The organism is Candidatus Devosia phytovorans, from assembly GCA_029202405.1.
In the GTDB taxonomy this organism is placed as follows: Bacteria; Pseudomonadota; Alphaproteobacteria; order Rhizobiales; family Devosiaceae; genus Devosia; species Devosia phytovorans.
Genome location: CP119312.1, coordinates 1,759,209 through 1,785,453 on the forward strand (window position 1 = coordinate 1,759,209; position 26,245 = coordinate 1,785,453).

Here is a 26,245-nt window from a genome sequence, read left to right on the forward strand (position 1 = left end):
GGACAGATCGACATGGACATTGTCTGGGCCCAGTCGCGCTATGACAAGGCCGGCCCCGGCGGCACTGGCGCCGACTATCTCAACTGCCCGATGGACCGGACCAGTACTATGCCTTCGTCGAGGCGCTGCTCGCCGCCGCCGCTGCACCGAGTTCAAGGAATGGGAGACACGTGCCCTATTTCGACGGCTGCCTGCCGATCGAGGTGATGGCCGAGCGCGGCCGCGAGACCCTGCGCTGCGGGCCCGATGAAGCCGGTCGGCCTGACCAATCCGCGCAACCCGACCGTCAAGGCCTATGCCATCGTCCAGCTGCGGCAGGACAACGCGCTGGGCACGCTGTGGAACATGGTCGGCTTCCAGACCAAGATGCGCTACGGCATCCAGGCCGACATCTTCCGGATGATCCCGGGCCTGAGAACGCCAGTTCGCCCGGCTCGGCGGGCTGCATCGCAACACCTTCCTCAATTCGCCGAAGTGCTGCGGCCCGACCTCAAGCTCAAGGCCGATCCGCGCCTGCGCTTTGCCGGCCAGGTCACCGGGCGTCGAGGGCTATGTCGAGAGCGCCGCCTGCGGGCTGCATCGCCGGCCGTCATGGCTGCTGCCGAAGCGCGGGCGCGAAACCTGCCCATGCCGCCGGCACGACGGCGTTGGGCGCCTTGGTTGCACCATATCACCGGTGGTCACATGGAAGCCGAAGGCTATAGCGGCGCCCGCAGCTTCCAGCCGATGAACGTCAATTTCGGCCTGTTCCCGGAAGTCACCATCACCAAGCCGGAAGGCGCCGGCCGCTGGCGCGGCACGGAAAAAACCCAGGCCAAGCGCCGGGCGATCACCTCGCGGGCATTGACGGATCTGGAGGCCTGGGGCTAACGCCCCCGACTTATCCCCCACCACATCAGCCGTGTTATCTTGCGCCAGTCAGCTTCATCGCTGGCTGGCGCAAAGCTGTTGGCGCGACGGTTGAGCGCGGCAAGCTGGGGCTTGAGCAGGGCAATGGCGGCAAAGGCGGGTTTCAGTTTTGCAGGCAGCAGCGCAATGGCGCTTTCCGCCTTGCGCAGGTGCTCACCCGCCAGTTCGGCCAGCTGCCCGATCGCCTCATGCAGGCCTTCGCTCTCGGTGCGGGCAAAGATCTCGCCTTCGCGCACCCCGTTGGCCTCGAACACCGACCAGGGCAGCATGATGCGGCCCTGCGCCGCGACATAGCCAAAGGCGCGGAGATGGCCGATCAGCGCATGGGCGACACCAAGATGGCCGGCGGCGTCGCCAGCCTCGATCTGCTCGCCATCGTTGAGCACCATGGCGGCCAGCTGGTAGAGCGTCGAAACCGTCTCGCCAGCATAGCCCTCAAAACTCTGCAGGTCCGGCATCGGATCGTCATAAAGATCAAAGCGCCGCGCCCCGATCAGGCGCAACAGCGTGCCGGGGGGAATGTTGTAGCGGGCGATGGTCTCGAGCAAAGCATCGGCCACCGGGTTCTGCTGCACCATGCCATGGCCTTCGCCTTCCAGCGCGTCATTCCACCATTGCAGGCGGATTTCGCCGGGCGCCGGATCGGAAACGCGTTCGCGGATGGAGGCGACATCGGCATTGAAGGCATAGAGCGCCGTCACCGCATCGCGCTGCGCGCCGGTCAGCACCAGCGTCGTCAGATAGCGCTCGCGGTCGCCCTGGCGCAGGGCCTCGGCGGCATGGGCAAAGCTGGCTTGGGCCATTCAGCGAACCTTGTCGACGGCAATCAGGGCGGCAGCGACCGCCCGTTCCTCGGCCAGCAGCACATTATAGGTGCGGATGGCGCTGCCGGTATTGATCGCCTCGACGATGATCTTTCGCTCCCGCAGGGCTTCGCGCAAGTCCTTGGGGAAGGCCGCAATATCGGGGCCGAGGCCGATCATCAGCACGTCGATCTGGTCGGCCACGGCGAAAATGGGCGCGAGGGTTTCCAGCGTGATCTCGGCCGGCGTCGTCACCGGCCAGGCCATCATGCCGCTCGGCAGGCAAAGCAGCCCGCCCTTGTGCGACATGCCGGCAAACCGGAACCCGCCATTGCCATAGGCGTCGATCCCGGTCTGCGTCGAAAAGCGCGGCGCCTCGGTCAAGGCCTAGACCGATGCGCCATCGGCGGCCTTGGCAACCGGCTTGTCCTCGTCAACCTTCTGCTTGAGGCCGAAGTTGATCAGGATCGGGCCGTTGACGATGATCGACGAATACATGCCGACCAAGCACCCGAAGGTCATGGCGATGGTAAAGCTGCGGATGACTTCGCCACCCCAGATCACCAGCGGAATCAGCGCCAGGAACACGGTGAACTGAGTGATCGTCGTGCGCACGATGGTCTGGTTGATCGACAGGTCGATCAACTCCGGCAGCGGCATCTTGCGATGCTTGCGCAGGTTTTCGCGGATTCGATCCGACACGACCACGGTTTCGTTGAGACTGAGACCCACCAGCGTCAGCACGGCCGCAATGGAGGTCAGGTTGAATTCCAGCCCGGTTATCGAGAACAGCCCGATGGTCATGATGATGTCATGCGTCGTCGTGGTGACGGCAGCTAGGGCGAATTGCCACTCGAAGCGGAACCAGATGTAGATCAGGATTGCCGCCAGGGCGATCACGACCGCAATGGTGCCCTTCCAGGCCAGTTCGCTCGACACCGTTCCACTCACCGCCTCGGTGCTGCGGACGGTGTAATTCTCTGTCGCCAGTGCTTCGGTGATCGAGCGCACGGCGACCTGGTCAGCGTCCTGGCCGCCCTCCTGAGCCTGCACGCGAACCAGTACGTCCTCGGGCGTACCAAAGCCCTGCACCTGGATTTCGCCCAGGTTGAGCCCATCGAGCACTTCACGCACCTGGCCGACATCGGCGGGGCCGCCGTCATGCTGGATGACAATGGCCGTGCCGCCGACAAAGTCGATGCCGAGGTTGAAGCCCTTGAAATAGGCCGAGCCGATCGAGCCAATGCTGGCAATGATCGAGAAGGCGATCACATAGCGCGAGATCTTCATGAACGGGATATTGGTCCCGTCCGGAACGAAGCGGAAATGCTGGATTTTCAGGGTCTTGGGACGGACGCGGCGATACCAGGTCTGAACCTGGAACGAGGTGACCGTGTAAGAGGTGAAGAGCGACGTCAGGATGCCGAGCGCCAGCGTCACGGCAAAGCCCTGCACCGGGCCCGAGCCCATGAAATAGAGCACGATGGCCGCGATCAGCTGCGTCAGGTGCGAGTCGACGATCGTGCCCCAGGCGCGTTCGAAGCCGGCATTGATGGCCTGGATCGGCGATTTGCCGGCGCGCTGTTCTTCGCGCATGCGCTCATAGATCAGCACGTTGGCGTCCACGGCCATGCCGATGGTCAGGACGATACCGGCAATGCCCGGCAGGGTCAGCGTCGCGCCCAATGCCGCGAGCGCGGCAAAGATCAGCAGGATGTTGAGGATCAGCGAGACATTGGCAAAAACGCCCCACAGGCCATAGGCGGCCACCATGAAGGCGACGACGAGGACGGCGGCGATGACGCCGGCAGTCAGGCCATGCTGGATCGAGTCGGCGCCAAGGCTGGCGTCGACGGTGCGTTCCTCGACAACGTCGAGCGAGGCCGGCAGCGCACCGGCGCGCAGCAGCACGGCGAGATCATTGGCCGTGGCCGTCGTGAAATTTCCGCTGATCTGGCCCGAGCCGCCGGTGATCGGCTGCTGGATGACCGGGGCGGTAATGACCTGGTTGTCGAGCACGATGGCAAAGCGCTGGCCGACGTTCTGGCCGGTGATCTGGCCGAAGGTGATGGCGCCGCGGGTGTCGAACTTGAAGCTGACCACGGGCATGGCGCGCTGCTGGTCATAGCTGGGCTGGGCGTCGACAAGCGACTCGCCGCCAAGAGCAATGTCTTCGTAGAGCAGCTCGCTGCCGCCGTCGTTGCTGGGCAGGATCATGGTGCCGGCCGGCAGGCCCTGGGCCTCGGCCTGGGCAGCGCTCATGCCGGGATAGACCATGTGGAAGGTCAGGCGCGCCGTCTGGGAAATGATGTCCTTGAGGCGTTCGCTGTCGCCGAAGCCGGGGACCTGCACCAGCACGCGATTGGTGCCCTGGCGCTGAATGGAAGGTTCGGTCGTACCCAGTTCGTCGACGCGCTTGCGGATGACTTCGATGGACTGCGCGACAAGCGAGGACATGCGCTCGTTGACGCCGTCTTCGGTCAGGGTCACGGTCAGCTTGCCGTCGGGCGTTTCGCCAAATGCCAGCTCATTGGTGCCGCCGACGGCCATCATGGAATTGCTGATGGTGTTCTGCAAAGCCTCAATGGCGGTGCGGGCGGTTGCCTTCTGGCTGGGATCGGTCAGCTCGACCGTCAGCGTGCGGCTGTTCTGATCGGTGGTGATCAGGTTGCCGATGCCATTCTGGTTGGCCAGCGTGTTGCGAACGTCGCGACGCAGCGTCTGCAGGCGTTCGGTGATGATGCCGTCTTCATTGACCTGGAGCAGCAGATGGGAGCCGCCCTGCAGGTCGAGGCCGAGAACCACAGTCTGCTTGGGCAGGAAACTGGGCCAGGATTCACGCAGCTCCGGCGACAGGAAACTGGGTACGGCAAAGAGCACACCCAGCACGGCGACGAGAGCGATGATGATGGAGCGGATCGGCGAAGACTGCATGAAGGTCGTCCTGAAAGCAGAAAACCGGCGCTCGTGAGCGCCGGTGAAAGGCAGGTGCTGCGCTTAGGCAGGCTTGTTGTCGTTGACCGGCTCGCCCTTGGAGCGGACATCCGCCACCATGCCGCGAACCAGCTTGACCTTGACGCCGGTGGCGATCTCGACTTCGAGGTCTTCACCGTCGACGGCCTTGGTGACCTTGCCGACGATGCCGCCGGTGCTGACCACGGTATCACCGCGCTTGATCGCGCCGAGCATGGCCTGCTGGGCCTTGAGGCGCTTCTGCTGCGGGCGGAAGATCAAGAACCAGAAAATTACGACCAGCAGCAGGATCGGCATCAGCTGGATGAAAATATCGGTCATGCCACCGGCGGGGGCGGCGGCACCGGCTGCCTGGGCATAAGCGGGCGTTACAAACATGGGGCGAGGCTCCTATCGTTTCTTCTTTTGGCTTTTGGAGGGTCGGCGCCAGGGACCAGCATCAGTGTTAAGACGCTACTGGACGCATCTGGGGCTCGTAGCACTTGCACCCCGGTCAAAATCGGGCGGACTATACATTTGCACCCTGTTGAATGCAAAGGCATTCAGGGGGTTACAAAACGACGCGCAGAGCACAGGAAATACTGACTTTGAAGAGCAAAGACTACCTCGCCGAAATCGCTGCTTCGCTGGGCGAAATCGCTCGTTCGCTCAATGCCTTGGCGCCGCAGGAATCGGGCGGGGAGTCAGTTCTGGGTCCGGAAGACGCCTATCATTGGGATGGTGATCGCGAAAAGCTGATCGCCGTGCCCCGCGTCGCCAGGGTCCCGCTGGCCATGCTCAAGGGGATCGACTCCGTGCAGGATATCCTGCTCAGGAACACCGAACAGTTTGCCCGCGGGCATGGGGCCAACAACGCTCTGCTCTGGGGCGCCCGCGGCATGGGCAAGTCCTCGCTGGTCAAGGCCATCCACGGCGACATAGCGGCGCGGGGCGATGAAGGCTTCGAGCGGCTGGTGCTGATCGAGATCGCCCGCGAGGACCTTGAAACCCTCCCTGCCCTTATGCGCCGCATCGGCAGTCAAACCGCGCGCTTCATCGTCTTCTGCGATGACCTGAGCTTTGACACTGGCGAAACCAGCTACAAGTCGCTGAAAACCATTCTCGATGGCGGCCTCGAAGGCCGGCCGGAGAATGTGCTGTTTTACGCCACCTCCAACCGCCGCCACCTGATGCCGCGCGACATGATCGAGAACGAGCGTGCCACGGCGATCAATCCGGGTGAGGCGATCGAGGAAAAGGTGTCGCTGTCGGACCGGTTCGGCCTGTGGCTCGGCTTCCACAATTGCGACCAGCCGACCTTCCTCACCATGGTGCGCACCTATGCCGACCATTATGGTCTCGATCTCGACGACGAGGCCCTGCGCGCCCGGGCGATAGAATGGTCCGCCACCCGTGGCGCCCGCTCCGGCCGCGTCGCGATCCAGCTGGTCCGGACGCTGGCGGGTGAATTGGGGAAAGCGGTTTAAACTCGTTCTGTTCTACGCCAGCGCCTCCACCCTCACGGTGTCACCCCGACCTTGAGCCGGGGCCCATCTCGAGGTGATGCCTCGGCCGCAAGGTGGCAGTGAAAACCCAGACCATCTAGCGGCAGTACACACATCTCAGGATGGGTCCCGGCTCAAGGCCGGGATGACATCGAATTTGCGGAGCGCTCGCCGTTCCAAAACAAAAACCCCCGCTTTCGCGGGGGTTTTCAATTTCAGATGCTCGGATCTCAGCTGGCCAGCAGCGGCACCGGGTCGACCGGCGTGGCGCCCTTGCGCAGTTCGAAGTGCAGCTGCGGCTTGGTCACCGAACCAGTCATGCCGGCAGCGCCGATCGAGTCGCCGCGATTGACCGTGGTCCCCTTGGCGACAGCCATCGACGACAGATGCGCATAGGCCGAAACATAGCCGTTCTGGTGGCGGATCAGCACGAGATTGCCGTAGCCCTCGACGCCCGAGCCGACATAGATGACAGTGCCGGCTTCAGCAGCCTTGACGGTCGAGCCTTCGGGCACTTCGATATTGATGCCGGTGCCCTTGGACGAAGCGAAATCGGTGATCACGCGGCCGCTGGCGGGCCAGCGGAACTTGTCACCGCCCGATGCCGCTGGCTGGGCCGCGGGAACCGCTGCCTGCTGGGCGGGCGCCGCGGGAGCAGCCTGTGCCGGCGCGGTTGGGGTCGGTGTGACCGCAGCCTGGGCCGGAGCGACGGGCGTTGCAGCCTGCAGCGCATTGGCCGACTGCGGCAGTGTCTGCTGGGCTGGAGCGGGTGCTGCCGACGGCGCGATGCTGGCAACCTGGGTGGCGGCCGGCGCCTTGGTGGCGAGCAGATCGGCACGACCCGGGATGATTATCGACTGGCCGACGACGATCTTGTCCGGCGAGGACAGGCCATTGGCCTGCACCAGCGACTGGGTCGTCACCTCATAGCGGCGGGCGATCGTATAGAGCGATTCACCGCCAGCGATCGTGTGCTTGAACTGGCCAGCAGCGGCACTCGCGGCCGGCGCCGGGGTTGCAGCGGCCATGGCCGGCACGGAATTGTTGGTGGGCAGGCTTCCGAGCACGGCAGGCGATGGCATCGGAGCGGCGGAGGCGAGAGCGGGCTGTGCTTGCATGGCGGGCGTTCCCTGGGAAGCTTGGTTACTCAATACGGGAAGAGCTTGGGACTGGACGCCGGATGTCTGGATCGGCTGGTTCCAGGAATTCTGTGCGGGCTGGATCAGCGGCTGGCTTGCCGGCTGATTCCACGCCTGCTGGGCGGGCGGACTGTTCCAGCCGGCACCACCACCAACATTGGCCGGCGGCATATACTGGTTCTCCGCGACCATGGTCTGCGGCGAACCGATGCTGGCTGGCATCTGCTGGTTAAAACTGGACGGAGAATTGGATGGCACCGAACTGGTCGTGGTTCCGTCCCCGAAGGTACGACTACCAAGACTCGAACATCCAGTAAGGGCCACGGCAGCAACCAAAAGGCCAGCCATTGCAACGGCACCTTTGGGCGCCCGACGGGTTAGGCGGATACTCATCAGCTTACTCGTACACAGGTACTCAACACGAGTTTGAAACTAGGCGAGTAAGGTAAAGACGAGTTTAAAGTCGATGCGATTTGAGCAAATTCGGACGGATAAGATTCCGGATTGGGTAAGGTTAAGATCGGGGCACGGGCAGCGCCACGCCCTCATGGTTCGAGGCTCGCGAAGAGCTCGCACCTCACCATGAGGGCTACTGAGAGCTTGATCTTACCAACAGCCCTCATGGTGAGGTGCTTTGCGCAGCAAAGCCTCGAACCACGAGGGCGTGGCACTAAAGACTCAACGTCCCCTGCAACCGTGCAACGACATCCATATCGGTCTGCTGCAGGCGCATCGGCGTGACGGTGACGAATCCATCCCGCCGCATCACTTCAAAATCAGCTTGCCGATCCAGCGGCGTTGGCGTTGCGGGAATTGCCACGAAGAACTTGCCCGCATTGTCACTGGGATAGTGCCGGAAGGGCGAACGCGAGAATCGCTGGTGTGGCACCACGGCGATGCCCTTGGTCGTATCCGGGTCGCAGAAGGGGAAGTTGACGTTGTAATAGTGCTCGCGGCCTTGTGCGGCGGCGATGATGGCGCGGGCAGCGGCGGCGCCATGGCGGATGGAATTTTTCCAGTCCACCTCGCGGCCATTCTCGTAGTTGATGCCCTGGCTCATGGCGATGCCGATGGCGCCCTGCAGGGCCCCCTCGCGCGCACCGGCCGCCGTGCCGGAACAATTGATGATATCGCCCAGGTTCTGGCCGGCATTGACGCCAGAGAGCACGACGTCTGCGGGCTTGTCGCCCAGCAGGTGGGTCATGCCGGCGACAACGCAATCGGCCGGCGAACCGCCGAGCACGGCAAAGGTGCGCTTGTCGCGCTGATCGAGTTCGAGTTCACGACCCAGGGTAAAGCGATGCCCTGCCCCAGACTGGTTGCCATCGGGCGCCACGATCCAGACGTCGTCACTCAGGGTCCGGGCAATGTCGGCCATGATGGCGATGCCCGGCGCATCCACACCATCGTCATTGGTGATGAGGATGCGCAGGTTTTTCATCACTTGCCGCCGATGGAGGTCAGACCGCCCATATAGGGCTGCAGCACGGCGGGAATCGCAATCGAGCCATCGTCCTGCTGGTAGTTTTCCATCAGGGCGATGAGGCAGCGGCCGACAGCCGTGCCCGAGCCGTTGAGCGTGTGCACATAGCGCGGCGGCTGCTTTTCGCCGCTCGGACGATAGCGCGCCTCCATGCGACGGGCCTGGAAATCACCGCAGACCGAGACCGAGGAAATCTCGCGATAGGTGTCCTGGCCGGGCAGCCAGACTTCAAGGTCATAGGTCTTCTTGGCGCCAAAGCCGATATCGCCGGTGCAGAGGTTCATGACGCGATAGTGCAGGCCGAGCTTCTGCAACACGGCCTCGGCGCAGCCGAGCATGCGTTCATGCTCGTCCACCGAGGTTTCGGGCGTCGTGATCGACACCATTTCGACCTTGTTGAACTGATGCTGGCGCAGCATGCCGCGCGTGTCGCGACCGGCCGAACCGGCTTCCGAGCGGAAACAGGGCGTCAGCGCGGTGAGACGCAGCGGCAGCTCTTCTTCCGACAGGATGGATTCGCGGACGAAATTGGTCAGTGGCACTTCGGCAGTCGGGATCAGCGCGAGGCGGCCATCGCCATGCGGGGTGAAGAACAGGTCTTCCTCGAACTTGGGCAGCTGGTTGGTGCCAAACAGGGCTTCGTCGCGCACCAGCAGCGGCGGCTGCACTTCGGTATAGCCATGCTCGGTGGTGTGCAGGTCGAGCATGAACTGGCCAAGAGCGCGTTCGAGCCGGGCCACCTGGCCCTTGAGCACGACAAAGCGGCTGCCCGAAAGCTTGGCCGCCGTTTCGAAATCCATCGCACCCATGGCTTCGCCGAGCTCGTAGTGCTCCTTGGGGGCAAAGCCGAGGCTGGGCCTTGGCGCGCGAGTCTGGGCAACAGTCTCAGGCGAACCGTTGCGACCGAAATATTCGACATTGCCGCTTTCGTCACTGCCCTCAGGCACGTCCTCGAAGACGAGATTGGGGATGACCGAGAGCGCATTGCGCAGTTCGAGCTCGATCGCGCGTTCGTCAGCTTCGCCCTGCGGGATGAATTCCTTGAGTGCGGCGACTTCGGCCATCAGTTCGGCGGCCTTGGCCTCGTCCTTCTGCGCCTTGGCCTGGCCGATCTGCTTGGACAGCGCATTGCGCTTTTCCTGAGCCTCGTTCAGGCGGGCGATGATGTCACGACGCTTGTCGTCGATGGCCAGCAGATCGGCGGAGCGCACCGAAATCCCCTTGCGCCGCGACACGGCAACATTGAAGGCTTCGGGATTGGCTCGGATCCACTTGATATCAAACATCGGTTGTTACGGGTCGCTGCCCGCCTCTGGTTTGCTTGTCTGAGAATGACATTTTGCGACCTGTCTAAGGTCGAAGGGACTGCACGGCAATCCCCAAAGGCCCGAAGTCATCCGGCAGAAGCCGGATGATCTGGGTCAGGACTGATCGGAGGACGTGCCCGTCAGTTCGGCTTCCTGGGCCGCGAGGGCCGTGGCACGGCGCTTTTCGATGATGCGTACCGAAAAGATCGCCATCTCGTAGAGCAGGTAGATCGGCACGGCGAGACCGATCTGGGAGATCGGATCGGGCGGCGTGATGAAGGCGGCAAAGATCAGGATGCCGACGATGGCATAGCGGCGGCCCTTCTTGAGCTGATCGACATTGACCAGATCGATCTGTGCCAGGAGTGTCAGGATAACCGGCAGCTGGAAGGACACGCCAAAGGCCAGGATCAGCACCATGGCAAAGCCCAGATATTCGCTGACCGAGGTCAGCATCTCGATATCTTCGGTCTGCATGCCGGCAAAGAAATGCAGCGCCATGGGCAGGATCAGGAAATAGACCATGGCTGCGCCGGCAACGAAAAACAGCGGCGTCGCGACGAGATAGGGCAGGAATGCCTTGCGCTCGTGCTTGTAGAGGCCCGGCGCGACGAACATGTAGATCTGGCTGGCGATGATCGGGAAGCCGAGGAAAATGGCGCCAAAAAAGGCCACGTTCAGATAGGTGAAGAACAGCTCCTGCGGCGCCGTGAAGATCAGGTTCGTGTTCGGAACGGCGTTGCGATAGGGCTGCAGCAGCCAGTCGTAGATGGTGCTGGCGAAGATGAAACAGAAAGCCATCAGCGCCACCACGGTGACCGCCGAAATGATCAGCCGCTTGCGCAGCTCGATCAGGTGTTCGAGCAATGGCGCTTCGCTGCCGGCCAGTTCGTCGACCGGCTCGTTGGTCTTGTCTTCAATCTGCTTGGCGTCGGCCATAGCTTAGACTTCCTTGGCCGGTGTCGCGGGCTTCTTGACGGCAGGCTTGCGCGGCGCACGGGCCTTGGGCGTCTTGGTTGCCGGGGAATCTGCCGGTTCGGTCGGCAGCGCCGGCTTGGGCTCGGGATTGGTCACCTTGGGCGTGCGCGGCTTGCGGGCCGGCTTGGCGACGGGCTTGGTTTCGGCTGGCGCGGGAACGGCTTCGATCGGGGGCAGCTTGGCCGCAGCGACCGGCTTGGTCGGCGCCGCCTTGGCCCGTGCCGGCGCTTTCGGCCTGGTCGCGGCCTTGACCGGCATTGCCGGAGTGGCAGGAGCCTCGGTGACGACCGGCTTGACCGGGGTCATGCCCGCCTGGGCCTTGATCGCGTCGACGACGCTTTCCTTGCTCGGATCGGTCGGCTTGATCAGCCCGCTGGGCTTGGGACCGGTCGGGGTCATGGCGTTGAACTCGCGACGAATCTCGTCGCTCGTCTTCTTCAAGGGCGCCGTGATGGAATTGCGCAGGTTGCGCACCTCATCGAGACCGGTGGTCTTGTTGATCTCGCGCTGGAACTCGCTGCCCATGCGGCGGATCTGCCCGACAATCTTGCCGACGCGGTTCATCACCACCGGCAAGTCCTTGGGGCCAATGACGATCAGCGCCACAACGCCGATCACCAGCATCTCTGTCCAGCCCAAGCCGAGCATAGTCTATTCCTTCAAAGCAGCAGCGCGGCCGGCAGGACGTCTATCAGACGTCCTTCTTCTCGGTTTCGCGGATCACGTCGCCGTCGGCGGTCGTGGTCACGCGTTCGACCGGCTTGTCGTCGTCCTTCATGCCCTTCTGGAAGGCTTTGATGCCCGAGGCAACTTCACCCATCATGCCGGAGATCTTGCCGCGACCGAACAGCAGGATCACGACGACGGCGACGACGAGAATGCCCCAAATTCCTGGCGCGTGCATTTTGAACTCCTAAGTATTCGTCAGAACGCGTTACACGCGAAAGATAGGTCAGAAATAGGGTCAATCGCGCGGGAACACAAGAACGTGCTCGGGATTGAGGGTGACGAACACGTCTTGTCCAACGCTGAGTGAAGTGTCGGACGGCTGGCGCAGGCCCAGTGGCGCATCGAGGCCATCCACCGAGACCTCGCAGATATCGATGCCAATGGCGTCGCGCTTGGCGATGATGCGGCCCTTGGTGCCCGATCCATGCAGCGCGACGCTGGCGCCACCTGCAGGGCGAATGGCCACGGTGACCGCTGACCCATCGGCCAGGCCGGGCGTGGCAACCGGCCCCAGCGGGGTCCTGGCATGGTGGCCAGAGACAAATGTTTCGACTTCGCTCAGCGGCGAGAAGAAGCGGGCAGCGTTCAGGTCCACGGGCTGGCGATAGATTTCGGCCGGCGTGCCGATCTGGGCAATGCGCCCGTGCCGCAACAGCGCCACGCGATCGCCGAGCAGCATGGCCTCCTCGGGGTCATGGGTGACCATCAGGCTTGTGACATGGGTTTCCCGAAGCACGGCAAGGGTTTCCTCGCGCACGCCCTCGCGCATCCGGGCATCGAGGCTGGAGAATGGTTCGTCCAGCAGCAACACGCCGGGGCGCGGGGCGACGCTGCGGGCCAGGGCGAGGCGCTGCTGCTGACCACCGGATAGCATATGTGGATAGTCGGCCTCGCGATCGGCCAGGCCGACGCGGCGCAGCGCCGTGCGTGCCTGCCCCAAGGCCGCATCGCGGCTCAGGCGGCGGAGGCCGAAGAGGACGTTCTGCAGCACGGTCAGATGCGGGAAAAGCGCGAAATCCTGGAACATCAAGCCGATGCCGCGCTTGTCGGGCGGCGTGGTTTTGTGAGGCGCAGAAACCACTTCGCCATTGATCCGCACCGCGCCGGCCTGCACCGGCTGGATGCCGGCGGCGACGCGCAGGGCCGTGGATTTGCCCGAGCCGGATTCGCCGAGGAGACAAACGATTTCGCCGGGCTTGAGGCTAAGGCTGAGCTGGTCGAGCACCACCCTACCCCCGAGCTCGACCGAGACAGCATCGAAATCGAGCGTGGCGGCAAAGCTGACACCGGCGGAACCGCGGGCGCCCCAGGCGTTGATATCACTCAATATTCCGGCTCCTCGTCAGTGCCGAGGTCGTCCGGATCGAGTGGATCTTCGTCGTCGCGGAGGCTGCCATCGAAGGGCAAAGGGATCTGCAGGTTTGGCGGCAGACGGTTGGACAGCAGGCCCGAGCCCTTGAGCTCGTCCATGCCCGGCAAATCGCTCAGGCTTTCGAGGCCGAAATGGTCGAGGAATGAGTCGGTCGTGCCGTAAGTGACTGGCCGGCCTGGCGTTCTTCGCCGACCACGCATGCGGATCCAGCCTGCTTCCATCAACAGATCCAGCGTTCCCTTGCCCGTTGCGACGCCGCGAACCTCTTCGATTTCGGCGCGGGTGGCGGGCTGGTGATAGGCAATGATCGAGAGCGTTTCGAGGGCGGCGCGGGATAGGGGACGCGTTTCCTGCTCTTCGCGGCGCAACAGCAGGCCGAGGTCCTCGGCGGTGCGGAAAGCCCATTTTTCTCCGCGGCGCACGAGGTTTACGCCACGCGTGGCATAGCGCTGCTGCAGTGTCAGCAGAAGTCCGCCGATATCGGCTCCAGGTCCCACATAGGCTAACAGACTGTTAGCATCGACGGGCTCATCAGAGGCAAAAAGGATAGCCTCGAGGATGCGCAGGTGACGCTCCAGCACTTGGCCCTGTTCGATCGTCGCCTCGCTCACGTCGGCCCCGCCTTGTGGCGACGCATCAGCAGCGGCCCGAAGGTCTCGGTCTGGCGCAGATCGATCTGGCCAAGGCGCACCAATTCGAGGCTCGAGGCAAAGCTCGAGGCGCGGACGGTAGCGCGCTCGGCGGGCGTGGCGAGATAGTCGGCCAGATAGGTATCCATCGGCACCCAGTCGAAACTATCACCGATAAGGCGCTGCAGGATGTCGCGGGCGTCCTGCAGCGACCAGACGGTGCGCAGGTGCGGGGAATATTCGACGGTGGCGCCGCGTTCACGCTGGTTGGCATAGGCTTTGAGCAGATCGTAGAGCGAGGCCTCCCAGATGCTCTTGCGATTGACGACGATCGGCTCGGGCATGCCGCGGGCATAGACCTGAAAGCCGAGGCGCGGCCGGTTCATCAACTGGCTGGCCGCCTTGCGCATGGCTTCGAGGCGTTTCAGCCGGAATTGCAGCATGGCGGCGAGCATTTCGCCGGATGGCTCGTCGTCCGATGCGGCCTGGGGCACCATCAGCCGGCTCTTGAGATAGGCCAGCCAGGCGGCCATCACCAGATAGTCGGCGGCAACCTCGATGCGCTTCTCGCGTACGGTCTCGATGAAGGCGAGGTATTGCTCGGCCAGGGCCAGAACGGAAATGGCCGCCAGATCGACCTTCTGACGCCGCGCCAGGTCGAGCAGCAGGTCGAGCGGGCCTTCATAGCCATTGACGTCGACATGCATGACCTCTTCGGCCGCCGGTGGGGCCGGTGTGTCAAACCAGTCGGTCTGGGCTGTGGTCATGGAAAGTGCCGCGCAAAAAGTTCGCGCCATCCTTGGCCGCTGGGGTGTCCAGCGTCAAGCATGGCGCGATGTACTGTGACGATGTGGACGACCCATGGGCCGCCTGCCCTACATGACGACGCAGTCGCCGCCGGCGGCCTTGACGTTGTTGCACATGGTGTTGGCGGAATCGCGCGACTGGGCCGGGACGCGAACGCGGTAGTAGATGCCGCGCTCGCCGAGATCGACGCGCTGGACTTCAAGGTTGGCGCCGCCAAACAGCGGACCGAAGCGACCGACCATGGACTGGGCGGTGGTGCGGGCCTCGTTTTCGCTGCGCTGCGACGCGAGCTGGACATAGGCCGGCGCGGTATTGCCCAGGGCTTCGACTTCCGTCGCGCCGGGAACGGCGATGGGTGCGCGGTCGGCTTCGGTTGTCGCCGCGGGCGCAGCAGCCTGGGTCGACTGAGCCGCGGGAGCAGAAGTCGCCGTGGAGGTGGTGCCGCCCAGCAGATTGTTGCGTGGTGGCGGCGGCAGCATGTTGCCATTGCCGACACCTGAATTGACCACGGCATTGACCGGCGAGGTCGGCGCCGCGGCGGCAACCTCGGCAGCGCCGGGGCCCGAAAGGCCAGCCGGACGCTGCAGCGGCACGACGATGGTGCGGCCAGCCAGCGGATTGCCCGAAGTATCGAAGGCCGGAACCGTGGAGCCGGGCGTGACCGGGGTGACAGCAGGCGTGGCGGCAGCGGCAGGCGTTTGCGCCGTCGGCGTCTGCGTTGCGGCAGCAGTTTCAGCCGGGGTCGGCGTTGCCGTCGCAGTGCTGGTGGCCGTCGGCGTGGCGGCATCGCCCGCTGCGGCTGCCAGAAGCTCGGGGCTGGCCGTCTCGGCGCCCGGCACTTCGGGGACATTGGGGCGGGCCACGGGCAGGATATTGCTGCCGGCAACGGCGTCGTCGCCGCTGACGATCGTGCCATCGGGGCGGACCGTCACGGTGCGGACCTTGCGATTGGCGAGGCCCTCGTCGCTCGACTCCGTGGTCGGCGGCACCTGGGTGACTTCATTGACGTCGGCCTGATCGCGCGACACCAGCTGCTCTTCGGCACCAGGCACGACGCCGTCGATCTCGTTGAACACGACCGATTGCTGCGGCGTTGCGGCATCGGGATCGACCTCAGGCACTTCCTTGACCGGCGTTGCATCGGCAGTCAGCACCGGCGCCGGGCCGGTTTCGCGGCCAAGGCCAAGCACCCAATAAAGGCCAAAGCCGGCTGCCAGCAGCAGCGTGATGGCGACGAGCGGACCGGCAAAGGAACGCGAGAAGCGGAAGGAGCGCGGTGCGCGCTCGGCCTTCACCTTGCGTGGCTTCTTGCCCTTGGGCGTGACGACCTCGTCGACTTCGGGCGTATCGACCCAGCCGATCTGGACGCCGGCGGCCTGGGCTGCGGCGAAAATGGCTTCATCGGCGCCCGAAAAGTTGCGGCTGTCGGGCGCATGCTGCGGCAGGGTGGGCGTTGCGAGGCTGCGCAGGGCCGGGCTCGGCGCAGGCTGCGGCGCGACCGGCTCATCGGGCACATCGAGCTCGACGCGCATGGCGCGGCCGATCAGGCTTTCGATCTCGTCGATCGGATCACGGCCAAGCGTATCGCTCTCGGGGATCGGGGCTGCTGGCGCGGCAGGTGTCGGCGCCGTCTGCTTCCAGGCAAAGCTTGGTTCGGCGCGAACCGGGCTGCTGGCCGGCGCTGCTTGCTGCGGCGTGACGACGGGCGCCACCACGGGGGCTGCGACAGGCTCGCTGCTGCGCGAGCCAAGGCCGAAGACCGGCGCCACATTGAAGCGATCCTGCTCCGGCTTGGGCTCGGGGCGGACGTCGGTCTGATTGGTAGAAGGCGTCGGCGTCTCGCTGGCGGCAGGACGCTGCGAGGGCGGCAGGCCCCAATTGTGGGTGCGCGGCTGTGGCGTCGGGGCGGCAGCGACGGGCTGCGGCGCTACGGGAGCAGGCTGGGCAGCAGCGATGGGCGCAACCGGCTCAGCTGGCGTCACGGGCTTGGGCTCGGCCTCGCCCAGCAGCTCGGCGGCGATCAGGTCGGCAATGCTGTCGTGATCGACCGGCTTGAAATCGGGATCGGCGGCGGGACGAATCGGTGACGTCGGCGCGCTGGGCGAGGCCGCGGGCGCGCTGGGCGATGCCGTTGGCACGCTGGGCTCATGGCGCAGCGGCATGGAAGGCGCCGCTGCCTTGGGCGTCCCGATATCAAAATCGAAATTGAAGTTTTCGATCGGCTTGGCCGCGGCCGCAACAGCAGGCGCTGCCGCCTGGGGTGCGGGCGTCGGGGTCGGTGCGGCAGCGGTCGGCGCAGGCGCAATGGGCTCAGCAGCGCACGGCGCGACGGGGGCCGTCGCAGGGGCGCTGCTGAAGTCAAAGCGTGGCGTGGGCGCAGCCGGTGGGCGCGGCGGTGGCGAATTGGGAAGGACCAAAGGTGCCGCGTCACCGCCGGGAATGCGGACGGGGAATGTCGCATTTACCGGGGAAGCGGGGGTGTCGCTCTTGGCATCCTGCGCCATGAGCTTTGCCAGTTCGGCAATCAGGTCGTCTGATGTATCTGACTGTCCGGACATAGGCTGCGGTTTCGCTGTCATTTAAGCAGCGCCCTCTCGGTTACGACTTCGGCAAGTGCTGGGAGCATAATGCCGGCAGTCTTCACAGTATTGCGCCGGAATTATGAAAGTTCCTCTGGGGCGGAGACGCCCAGAATTGCTAGCGCGTTGGCGATGACCTGACGCACGGCATCGACCAGCGCGAGTCGAGCCAAAGTCAGCTTTGGATCTTCAGCGTTAACAAACCGTAACGACGCATCCGCCGAACCCTTGGCCCAGAAGCCGTGGAAGGCCGCCGCCAGCTCGTGAACATAGAAGGCAACGCGGTGCGGTTCGTGCGCAATTGCCGCAGCCGTAACGGTCCGCGGCCAGGCGGCCAGCACGCGGATCAGGTCGAGTTCGGCGGGGGTCACGATGCGGTCAACCTCGGCCGCAGCCAAAGCCGCGGGCGAAACATCGAGGTCGGGCATGTCGCGTGCGGCGGTCTTGAAGATCGAATGCGTGCGGGCGTGGGCATACTGCACGTAAAAGACCGGATTGTCCTTGGACTGTTCCTTGACCACGGCAAAGTCGAAATCCATGGCCGCGTCGTTGCGCCGGTACATCAGCATGAAGCGGGTAGCGTCGACGCCGACTTCCTCGACCACGTCGGACAGCAGGACAAGATCGCCGGAGCGCTTGCTCATCTTGAAGGGCTCGCCATTCTTGAGCAGGCGCACCAGCTGGCAGATGCGGACGTCCATATCGGCGGCATCGAGCGAGACGGCCTTCACGGCCGCCTGCAGGCGCTTCACATAGCCCGAGTGATCGGCGCCCAGCACATTGATCATGTGGTTGAAGCCGCGCAGGAACTTGTTGCGATGATAGGCGATGTCGGCGGCGAAATAGGTGTAGGAGCCGTCCGACTTGATCAGCGCGCGATCGGTGTCATCGCCATAGTCGGTGGCGCGGAACAGGGTTTGTTCGCGGTCTTCCCATTCCTCGGGCGTCTTGCCCTTGGGCGCCTCGAGCCGGCCTTCATAGACCATGCCCTTCTCGCGCAGCCAGGCCAGAGTCAGCTCGATATCGCCCCCTGCCCCATGCAGCACGCGCTCGGAAAAGAACGTGTCGTGGTGGATGTTGAGCTGCGCCAGATCGGCCTTGACCAACTCCATCATGCCGGCCAGTGCCGCCTCGCGGGCGATCAGCACGGCGTCCTCTTCCGGCTTGTCGAGCAGCGACGCGCCATACTCGGCAGCCAGCGCCTGTCCCACCGGAATCAGATAGGGGCCGGGATAGTAGCCGGACGGAATTTCGATGGTCTCGCCCAGCGCCTCGCGATAGCGCAGCAGGGCCGACTTGCCGAGGATAATGGTCTGGCCGCCGGTGTCGTTGATGTAATATTCGCGCGTCACTTCATAGCCCGAATAGGCCATCAGCGAAGCCAGCGTGTCGCCGAACACGGCGCCGCGGGTATGGCCGACATGCATCGGGCCGGTCGGATTGGCCGAGACATATTCGATATTGACCGCCTCGCCGCCGCCCAGGGTCGAACGGCCGTAATCGGCGCCCTGCTCGGCCACCGATTTCAGCACCTGGTGCCAGATCGGGGTATCGAGCCGGAAGTTGATGAAGCCGGGACCGGCGACCTCAACCGAGGTCACGTCACTATCGTGCTTGAAATGCTCGACGAGGGTATTGGCCACTTCGCGCGGATTTTTGCCCAGCGGCTTGGCGACGATCATCGCCGCATTGGTGGAAAGGTCGCCATGGCTCGCATCGCGCGGCGGCTCGACCACGATTCGGGCGAGCAGATCGGCACCGACCTCGGGGAAGAGAACCTGCATCGCATTGGCAATGCGCGCTGAGAAGAGGGCAAAAACGTCCATAACGAGACCTGATCCTTAGGGAAAACCGGGGTTAACGGAATTCCGGTCGAGCGTCAAACAGGCGGGCATATTCATCGAGCGCATAGGGGTCGGTCATGCCGGCGATATAGTCGGAAACGACGCGCGCCAGAGCGTGATCGCCATCGGCTTCCGCCGCACGAACACGCCAGTCTCCGGGCAGGTCGCGGGTCGCCATATAGCGCTCGAAGAGGTCGGCAACGATCTTCTCACTTTGGCGCACGGGGACCATTACCGTCTCGTGCCGGTAGACCCGTTCGAAGAGGAAAGCCTTGAGGCCTTTCTCGGCTTCGGCGGCGGCCGGCGAGAAGGTGACAAGAAGTCGTCCAGCATGCCTGACGTCATCCGGCGACCGGATGAAGGCCTCCGAAATATTGGCATAGGTGGTGGCGATGACATCCTCGATGCTGCGGGTGATCAGCCGCCGCTGCACTTCATGAGCCTGCCGCTTGGCATGGATATCGGGATAAAGCTCCAGCACCTCGCGCACGATCGGCCCGGCCAGCGGCACATCCTTGAGGTCTGACAGGCTGATGAGCCCGGCCCGCAAGGCATCGTCGATGTCATGGGCATTATAAGCGCAGTCATCGGCAATGGCGGCGGTCTGGGCTTCCAGCGAGGCAAAGCTCCAGAGTTTGAGGTCACCCCGCGCCGGAATGTCGTCCAGCCCGGTGGGCAGTCCCTCATCGGCATATTTGCCATAGGGGGCGCCGTCCTCATGGATTAAAGGCCCGTTGTGCTTGAGAATTCCTTCCAGGGTTTCCCAAGTGAGGTTGAGCCCGTCATGCTCGGCATAGCGATTTTCGAGCCGCGTCACGACGCGCATGGCCTGGATATTGTGATCGAAGCCGCCATAGGGCGCCATGGCGCGATGCAATGCCCGCTCCCCGGCATGGCCAAACGGTGTGTGGCCGAGATCGTGGCTCAGCGCGACCGCCTCGGCCAGATCCTCGTCCAGCCGTAGGGCCCGTGCCATAGAGCGCGCCATCTGGCTGACCTCCAGCGTATGGGTCAGCCGGTTGCGGAAATGCCCGCCAAACTGGAGAAAAACCTGGGTCTTGTGCTGCAGGCGACGGAAGGCCGTGGCGTGGATGATGCGGTCACGGTCGCGCTGGAACTCGCTGCGCGTCGGGCTGGGGCCGGTGGAGTGGAGGCGGCCCTGGGATTGCTCGGGCCTGCTGGCATAGGAAGCCGGATCGCTCATCGGTGATACTTAGGCCCTTTTCAATTGGGTCGAGAGTTACTATTTTAGCCTGACCGTTATGACATTACGGCTTGGAACTGACATGACCGCCACTGCTCTCGCCACACCCGAAGTCGTGCTGACCGACCGCGCTGCCAAGCGCGTGTCGCGCATTCTCGCCAAGGAGCCGGAAGGCACGGTCTTGCGGATTTCGGTGGCGGGCGGCGGCTGCTCCGGATTTCAGTATGAATACAACCTCGTACAGGAAAAGCCGGCCAGCGACGATATCGTTCTGTCCAAGGGCGATGCAACGGTTCTCATTGACGCAATGAGTCTGGAATTCATGGGCGGTGCCGAGATCGATTTTGTCGACGACCTGATCGGCCAGGCCTTCCAGATCAAGAATCCAAACGCCGTCGCGTCCTGTGGTTGCGGCACGAGCTTTGCGGTCTAACTCGGTAGCTTGCTGAATCTGTCGCGACTTCGCATAGTTGTCCTTCGAGAGGGCAAGCATGTCGAAGCTCGTTGATCGCGTTATCGAAAACGCCATAGACAACAAAAGCATTGTGGGGACGGAAGTCATCGCCGCGATCGGCGGTGAGGTGGTCTATCGGCGCTCAGCCGGATATTTTGACCGCGAGGCCGGCACTGCCATGCCCGTGAACGCGATCTACAGGCTGGCGTCGGTCACCAAACCCATTGTCGCGACCACTGCGCTTGCGATGGTGGACAAGGGCATGCTGCGGCTGAGCGACCTGATCGCCGACTACCTGCCGTATTTTCAGCCCAGGCTCGGCGATGGCAGCGTGGCCAAAATCACCATCGCGCAACTACTGACGCATACAGCGGGACTGAGCTACCGCTATCCGGATGATCCGAGCATTACGACGGGCATGCAGGATACCGAGTTCGATCACGCGGAAAACCTCACACGCATCGCGAATCAGCCGCTACTCTTCGCGCCAGGCGGGGGATGGACCTATTCCGTTGCCACCGACGTGCTCGGTGCAGTGCTTGCGGCAATCGGAGGCGGGAGCCTCGGTGAAGCGGCACGCCGCCATGTGACCGGACCGCTCGGCATGGGCGACACCGGGTTCGAAGTGTCCGACCTTACCCGACTGGCGCCTCCCTATGCTGACGGGGTGCCTGAGCCGACCCGCATGCTGGACCACCAGACCATCGTCACCGAGACTGGCGACACAACGGTATTTTCGCCTGTTCGGCTGTTCAACGCCAAGGCCTTTCAATCCGGCGGCGCGGGCATGGTAGGTACGGGCAGCGACATCCTCAAACTGCTGGAGGCCTTGCGAACGGGCGGTGGCGGGGTTCTTTCCCCTGCCCTGGTCGCGGCGGCCATGAGCAACCAGATCGGTGATCTACCGCGTGACGATGCCGGACTGCGTTTTGGCTATCTGGGCGCCGTGGTCGACGACCCTGCAGCGGCAAATACGCCGGAGTCGAGAGGCAGCGTCAATTGGGGCGGGGTATATGGCCATTCCTGGCTGGTGGACCCGGCCAGCGAACTGATAATGGTCTCGATGAGCAACACGGCCCAGGAAGGCTGCCTCGGGATGTTTCCGCGTAATGTGCGAAACGCCATCTATGCGGACTTCCTGCCTCGCCGAAACGCGTACTGACGGAGATTCGACCCATGCGTATCGCCACCTGGAACATCAATGGCATCAAGGCCCGTATCGAGCTGTTGGTGACGTGGCTGGCGCAGGAGAAGCCGGACATCGTGGTGCTGCAGGAGATCAAGACCGTCGACGAGGGGTTTCCGCGGGCCGAGATCGAGGCGCTGGGCTATAATATCGAGACGCATGGGCAAAAGAGCTGGAATGGTGTGGCGATCCTCTCGCTGCTGCCCTTCGACGAAGTGTCGCGCGGGTTGCCGGGCGATGACGCCGATGAGCAGGCGCGGCTGATCGAGGGCGTGTTTTCGACCGAGAGCGGAGCGATCCGCGTCTGTGGCATCTACCTGCCCAATGGTAACCCGGTGGATACGGAAAAATTTCCCTACAAGCTCAACTGGATGCGGCGGCTGGAGAGCTATGTCGAGGACCGGCTGGCGCTGGAGGAGGCCTTTGTGCTGCTCGGCGATTTCAACATCATTCCCGCCCCGATCGATGCGCATGATCCGCAGGCCTGGTGGGGGGATGCGCTGTTCCGGCCCGAGAGCCAGGAACGCTGGCGCACGCTGGTCAACCTCGGCCTGACTGACGCACTGCGCGCCACGACCTCGGAAGCGGCCTATACATTCTGGGATTTTCAGGCGGGTGCCTGGCGGCGCAATGCCGGTATCCGCATCGACCACCTGCTGCTGTCGCCACAGGCGGCGGATCGGCTGGAGGATGTTACCGTGCACAAGGATGTGCGCGGCTGGGACAAGCCGAGCGACCACGTGCCGGTCGAAGGGCGGTTCAGTTTCTGAAGAGCGTAAGAACCCCCGCCGCTCGGGCGTAGCCCTCGTGGCCTTCCGAGCTAAAAACGCGCCACTGGCGCGTTTTTGCCGCGTAGCGGCCGCTCAGAAGCCAGCGAATTGCGGGGTGATGGTATCCGCAAGCGAATAGGCTTCGGTAGTCTGTTCGGGCTTGGCCATGGCGATGGCCTTGTTGAGCTTTTCGTCGATCCAGCTGGCGTCGGCGGTGGCGGCGCAGCGGTTGTGGGACACGATCAGCCACATCAGGCCCTCGACGGGCTGCGGCTCGACACCGGCAACGCCGTTGAACAGCAGGTCGCCGAGTTGGGCCTGGGCCGGGCAATTGCCCTTGCGCGCGGCGAGCGAGAACCAGCGGGCGCTTTGCAGCGGGTTCACGCCGAGGCCATCGGCGCTCATGTAGAGCAGGCCCACGCGATACTGCGCATCGGCGTCGCCGAAATAGGTCGCGGCATGCAGCAGCAGCGCCTTGGAGCGTTCCATGTCGACGGGGATGCCGGCGTCTGGCACGCCTTCACGATAATATTCGCCAACCTTGACGAAGGACTGGGCCACGATATCGGCCTCGACGCCCTTGGGGGCCGCATCAGCGTGCTGGTTGGCGATCTGGGCAAAATAGCCGAAGGCCTTTGCCGGATCACGCGTCACGCCCTCGCCATTCTCATACATGGTGCCCAACTGCCACATGGCCATGGGCTGGCCGGCGTCGGCCGCATCTTCGAGCGCGGCGAGCAGGTCGTCACCCGACACGCCCCCGCCTGCTCCATCGAGCATATTGGCCATGTCGAGAGCAGCATCGGCTGCCGTCTGGGCGTGCACGGGCAGGACCGACGCAGCGAGCGTCAGAATAGCTGCCGTTGTCACGGAGATCAGGGAATAGTCCCTAAATGTCCGCATCTTGCTCCTTCTTGCCCGCTTTCTTGCGGGCGTACCATGTTCAGGGCCGTTTCTGGCCCAGCACTCGCCTGTTTCAACCATGCCCGAGGCGGATTACCGGGGACAGGAGGTGTTAATCTTTCGGTAAACTTCGTTTGTGACCGGAATCCGCCGGCGGCGTGGCGCCGCCAAGGATTCAGCACTTCGTTGCTTCACCGTTGGTCGCACGAGCAAGCTCGAACGGCCGGACCTTGACTACGGAGGGGAGACAAACGTGTAACCAGAGCGGACTTGTCCACACTGCTCACAGTCATCCGCCCCCAGATGCCTATGCCCTCTCGTTTACGGGGAGATTGTGGCGACAAACATCGCCAAATGGTTGCTTGGGATCGGTCGAAATGGGATTCGGTGACGTTGTTGCTGAATCGTCACAGAGCTGCTGCGGTTGCTGGTATCAGCGCTGTAACCGTCGCCGAGAGATTGAACTGGCTGTCCCGTCTATTTGCCGTATCCCAAGGCTCGATGAACCCGGGTTGGTGCGGTGAGGCGCCGAGTTTTCCACCGTATCTCCACAGAGGTGCTGGTGGTGCGCAAAAGCCACGTCGGCTGTCTCGTGTGCTGCGATGGCTTGTTTCACGATGCGGTGATCGACATAGTGCACAGACGCCAAACGAGGAGTGCGACCATGAAAACCCTGTCCGCAGTGGAAGGAGCAAAAATTCAACAGGACATGATTTCTCATGCAATCGCACAAACCGTGGCAGGAGCAGCGCCAAGACGCGAGCCGTAGCCACTTTCTTTTCAAGCTCGTTTCGAGACTGACCCGAAGCCGGGACGGCGATTCCGCGCGCAATGCGGCGCGGGCGCACAAATTCCTCGGCTACTACCGGCCCTATGTGCCGCTGCTGCTGGCGGACCTCGCCTGCGCCATTCTGGTTGCGGCCACAGCAATCGCCTTGCCGCTCTGCGCCGGCTATATCACCACCCGCCTGCCCGAACTTGCCCAAGCCGACAATGGGTTGTGGCAAATCCTCATCATGGGCGCGGTGATGCTGGCCGTATTCCTTGTGCAGTCGCTGGCGACCTATTTCGTGGATTACCAGGGCCATGTGATGGGCGCGCGCATCGAAGCCGATGTGCGCAAGGAACTGTTCGAACACTGCCAGAAACTCAGCTTCGGCTTTTATGACCGGCAGCGGGTCGGCCAGTTGATGAGCCGGATCAGCAATGACTCGCTGTGGCTGGGCGAGTTGTTTCACCACGGGCCGGAGGACATCGCCATAAGCCTGCTGAAGTTCGGTGGAGCGATGGTGGTACTGCTGCTGATCGATCCAGTGCTGGCCCTGCTGGTCATGCTGCTGGTGCCCTTCGCCGTGGCCTATGCCCGCTATTTCAACCGCCACATGGCCGTTGCCCTCCGCGCCAGCAAGGAGCGGATCGCGGCGGTCAATGAGCGGGTGGAGGATGCGCTGGGTGGTGTCCGCGTGGTGCAGAGCTTTGCCAACGAGGCCGAGGAGGTGCGGCGGTTCGAAGTGGAGAACCAGAACTTTTTCCGCAGCCGCACGGCGGGCTACCGCAGCGAGGCCCTGCTCTGGGTCGGCATGGATGGATTTTCGCAGCTGGTGACGATCCTCGTCATCGTGGTGGGCGCGATGCGTATCCTGACGGCGGACCTGTCAGTGGCCGACATGCTGACGGCGCTGCTCTGCGTGGGTGTGCTGGTCGACCCGATCCGGCGGCTGGATAACTTCATTCGCCTCTGGCAGGAGGGCGCCACAGGCTTTGTTCGTTGTATGGAGCTGCTGGAGGAAGAGCCCGACATTGCCGATGCACCGCATGCCCGGGATATCGGGCAGGTGAAGGGCGCCATCAGCTTCCGCGATGTCGGTTTTTCCTACGGCGAAGGGCACGGAGCGGTGTTCGAGAGGCTTTCTCTCGATATCAGGCAGGGAGAGTTCGTGGCGCTGGTCGGCTCGTCGGGCGTGGGCAAGAGCACGCTCTGTGCGCTGATTCCGCGCTTCTACGACGTGACCGGCGGCAGCATCACCCTGGATGGCATGGATGTGCGCGATGTGACACTTGCCTCGCTGCGGCGCAGCGTCGGCGTGGTGCAGCAGGATGTCTATCTGTTCAGCGGCACGGTGGAGGAGAACCTGCGCTATGGGCGGCCGGATGCGACCGACGAAGACCTCGTCGCGGCGGCCAGGGCGGCCAATGCGCATGAGTTCATCCTGGGCCTGCCAGAAGGCTACCAGTCCAATATCGGGCAGCGCGGGGTCAAGCTTTCGGGCGGACAGAAGCAACGTCTGACCATTGCTCGCGCCTTTCTCAAAAATCCGGCCGTGCTGATCTTTGACGAGGCGACCAGCGCGCTGGACAATGAGAGCGAAAGAGCGGTGCAGCAGGCGCTGCTGACGCTGGCGAAGGGAAGGACGACGATTGTCATTGCCCATCGGTTGTCGACGGTGCGGCATGCGGATCGGATTTTGGTGCTGACGCCGGAAGGGATCGGTGAGGAAGGCACGCATGAGGCGTTGATGGCGCAGGACGGGGTTTATGCCGGGCTCCATCGGGTGCAGGGGCGGATTTAGAGGCGAAGATGCGTCTGTGTGGGGTACCCCCTCCTAACCTCCCCCTGATAGGGGGAGGGACAGACCGAGTTTATGGCCCTATCTCACCCCATACGCCGAACGGTCCCTCCCCCTTTTCAGGG

The 26,245-nt window shown here is 63.6% G+C and carries 23 protein-coding genes; 6 read left to right on the plus strand and 17 right to left on the minus strand.

The window, feature by feature from the left end:
• Nucleotides 1-246 precede the first annotated feature (246 nt).
• Entirely contained in the window at nt 247-870 is a 624-nt protein-coding gene (locus P0Y65_08770; GenBank protein WEK06322.1) for an FAD-dependent oxidoreductase, read from the plus strand.
• On the opposite strand, the gene P0Y65_08775 is transcribed toward P0Y65_08770, so the two are convergent.
• From P0Y65_08775 to yajC, 4 genes are all read right to left on the minus strand, one after another.
• Complete coding sequence (locus P0Y65_08775) at nt 867-1,712, minus strand: phytoene/squalene synthase family protein (GenBank protein ID WEK06323.1); 846 nt, start codon at nt 1,710-1,712, stop codon at nt 867-869. The two genes, P0Y65_08770 and P0Y65_08775, sit on opposite strands and share 4 nt — an antisense overlap.
• The gene (locus tag P0Y65_08780; GenBank protein ID WEK06324.1) at nt 1,713-2,096 is read right to left on the minus strand and encodes an MTH938/NDUFAF3 family protein; all 384 of its coding nucleotides are present in this window, start codon (nt 2,094-2,096) and stop codon (nt 1,713-1,715) included.
• 3 nt (nt 2,097-2,099) lie between these two features.
• Nucleotides 2,100-4,646: a protein translocase subunit SecD gene (gene secD / locus P0Y65_08785; protein WEK06325.1), complete on the minus strand. Its 2,547-nt coding sequence runs from the start codon at nt 4,644-4,646 to the stop codon at nt 2,100-2,102.
• 63 nt (nt 4,647-4,709) lie between these two features.
• Entirely contained in the window at nt 4,710-5,063 is a 354-nt protein-coding gene (gene yajC / locus P0Y65_08790; GenBank protein WEK06326.1) for a preprotein translocase subunit YajC, read from the minus strand.
• A gap of 209 nt (nt 5,064-5,272) precedes the next feature.
• Between yajC and P0Y65_08795 the strand changes: the two genes are divergently transcribed.
• Nucleotides 5,273-6,151, plus strand: a complete 879-nt coding sequence (locus P0Y65_08795) for an ATP-binding protein (GenBank protein ID WEK06327.1) — start codon at nt 5,273-5,275, stop codon at nt 6,149-6,151.
• Between the two features lie 248 nt (nt 6,152-6,399).
• On the opposite strand, the gene P0Y65_08800 is transcribed toward P0Y65_08795, so the two are convergent.
• The 12 genes from P0Y65_08800 to P0Y65_08855 form a co-directional block, all read right to left on the minus strand.
• A complete protein-coding gene (locus P0Y65_08800) occupies nt 6,400-7,530 on the minus strand; it encodes a peptidoglycan DD-metalloendopeptidase family protein (GenBank protein ID WEK06328.1) in 1,131 nt (376 codons plus the stop codon).
• Nucleotides 7,531-7,978: 448 nt separating this feature from the next.
• Nucleotides 7,979-8,749: a 5'/3'-nucleotidase SurE gene (gene surE, locus P0Y65_08805; GenBank protein ID WEK06329.1), complete on the minus strand. Its 771-nt coding sequence runs from the start codon at nt 8,747-8,749 to the stop codon at nt 7,979-7,981.
• Nucleotides 8,749-10,077, minus strand: a complete 1,329-nt coding sequence (gene serS, locus P0Y65_08810; GenBank protein ID WEK06330.1) for a serine--tRNA ligase — start codon at nt 10,075-10,077, stop codon at nt 8,749-8,751. Before serS ends, surE begins: the two co-directional genes overlap by 1 nt.
• Before the next feature lie 135 nt (nt 10,078-10,212).
• The gene (tatC, locus tag P0Y65_08815; GenBank protein WEK06331.1) at nt 10,213-11,037 is read right to left on the minus strand and encodes a twin-arginine translocase subunit TatC; all 825 of its coding nucleotides are present in this window, start codon (nt 11,035-11,037) and stop codon (nt 10,213-10,215) included.
• 3 nt (nt 11,038-11,040) lie between these two features.
• On the minus strand, nt 11,041-11,724 hold the full coding sequence (gene tatB / locus P0Y65_08820; protein ID WEK06332.1) for a Sec-independent protein translocase protein TatB: 684 nt from the start codon (nt 11,722-11,724) through the stop codon (nt 11,041-11,043).
• A gap of 43 nt (nt 11,725-11,767) precedes the next feature.
• A complete protein-coding gene (tatA, locus tag P0Y65_08825) occupies nt 11,768-11,980 on the minus strand; it encodes a twin-arginine translocase TatA/TatE family subunit (GenBank protein ID WEK06333.1) in 213 nt (70 codons plus the stop codon).
• Nucleotides 11,981-12,040: 60 nt separating this feature from the next.
• Complete coding sequence (locus P0Y65_08830; GenBank protein ID WEK06334.1) at nt 12,041-13,132, minus strand: ABC transporter ATP-binding protein; 1,092 nt, start codon at nt 13,130-13,132, stop codon at nt 12,041-12,043.
• Nucleotides 13,129-13,788 (minus strand): SMC-Scp complex subunit ScpB, encoded by a 660-nt coding sequence (scpB, locus tag P0Y65_08835; GenBank protein ID WEK06335.1) that lies wholly within the window; start codon nt 13,786-13,788, stop codon nt 13,129-13,131. Before scpB ends, P0Y65_08830 begins: the two co-directional genes overlap by 4 nt.
• Nucleotides 13,785-14,573, minus strand: a complete 789-nt coding sequence (locus P0Y65_08840; protein ID WEK06336.1) for a ScpA family protein — start codon at nt 14,571-14,573, stop codon at nt 13,785-13,787. Before P0Y65_08840 ends, scpB begins: the two co-directional genes overlap by 4 nt.
• Before the next feature lie 108 nt (nt 14,574-14,681).
• Nucleotides 14,682-17,171, minus strand: coding sequence for an SPOR domain-containing protein (locus tag P0Y65_08845; protein WEK06337.1), 2,490 nt, complete (start codon nt 17,169-17,171; stop codon nt 14,682-14,684).
• A 101-nt stretch (nt 17,172-17,272) separates the two neighbouring features.
• Entirely contained in the window at nt 17,273-19,018 is a 1,746-nt protein-coding gene (argS, locus tag P0Y65_08850) for an arginine--tRNA ligase (protein WEK06338.1), read from the minus strand.
• Nucleotides 19,019-19,049: 31 nt separating this feature from the next.
• Entirely contained in the window at nt 19,050-20,240 is a 1,191-nt protein-coding gene (locus P0Y65_08855; GenBank protein ID WEK06339.1) for a deoxyguanosinetriphosphate triphosphohydrolase, read from the minus strand.
• A gap of 82 nt (nt 20,241-20,322) precedes the next feature.
• Here P0Y65_08855 and P0Y65_08860 point away from each other — a divergent pair, with 82 nt between their 5' ends.
• Genes P0Y65_08860 through xth form a run of 3 tightly spaced genes read left to right on the plus strand, consistent with a single transcriptional unit; the run spans nt 20,323 to nt 22,650 of the window.
• Nucleotides 20,323-20,673, plus strand: a complete 351-nt coding sequence (locus P0Y65_08860; protein ID WEK06340.1) for an iron-sulfur cluster assembly accessory protein — start codon at nt 20,323-20,325, stop codon at nt 20,671-20,673.
• A 58-nt stretch (nt 20,674-20,731) separates the two neighbouring features.
• Nucleotides 20,732-21,856 (plus strand): serine hydrolase, encoded by a 1,125-nt coding sequence (locus P0Y65_08865; GenBank protein WEK06341.1) that lies wholly within the window; start codon nt 20,732-20,734, stop codon nt 21,854-21,856.
• 14 nt (nt 21,857-21,870) lie between these two features.
• A complete protein-coding gene (gene xth, locus P0Y65_08870) occupies nt 21,871-22,650 on the plus strand; it encodes an exodeoxyribonuclease III (protein WEK06342.1) in 780 nt (259 codons plus the stop codon).
• A gap of 93 nt (nt 22,651-22,743) precedes the next feature.
• Here the strand turns inward: xth and P0Y65_08875 are convergent, their stop codons facing one another.
• On the minus strand, nt 22,744-23,553 hold the full coding sequence (locus P0Y65_08875) for a tetratricopeptide repeat protein (GenBank protein ID WEK06343.1): 810 nt from the start codon (nt 23,551-23,553) through the stop codon (nt 22,744-22,746).
• Nucleotides 23,554-24,272: 719 nt separating this feature from the next.
• Here P0Y65_08875 and P0Y65_08880 point away from each other — a divergent pair.
• Nucleotides 24,273-26,123: an ABC transporter ATP-binding protein gene (locus P0Y65_08880; protein ID WEK06344.1), complete on the plus strand. Its 1,851-nt coding sequence runs from the start codon at nt 24,273-24,275 to the stop codon at nt 26,121-26,123.
• Nucleotides 26,124-26,245: the final 122 nt, after the last annotated feature.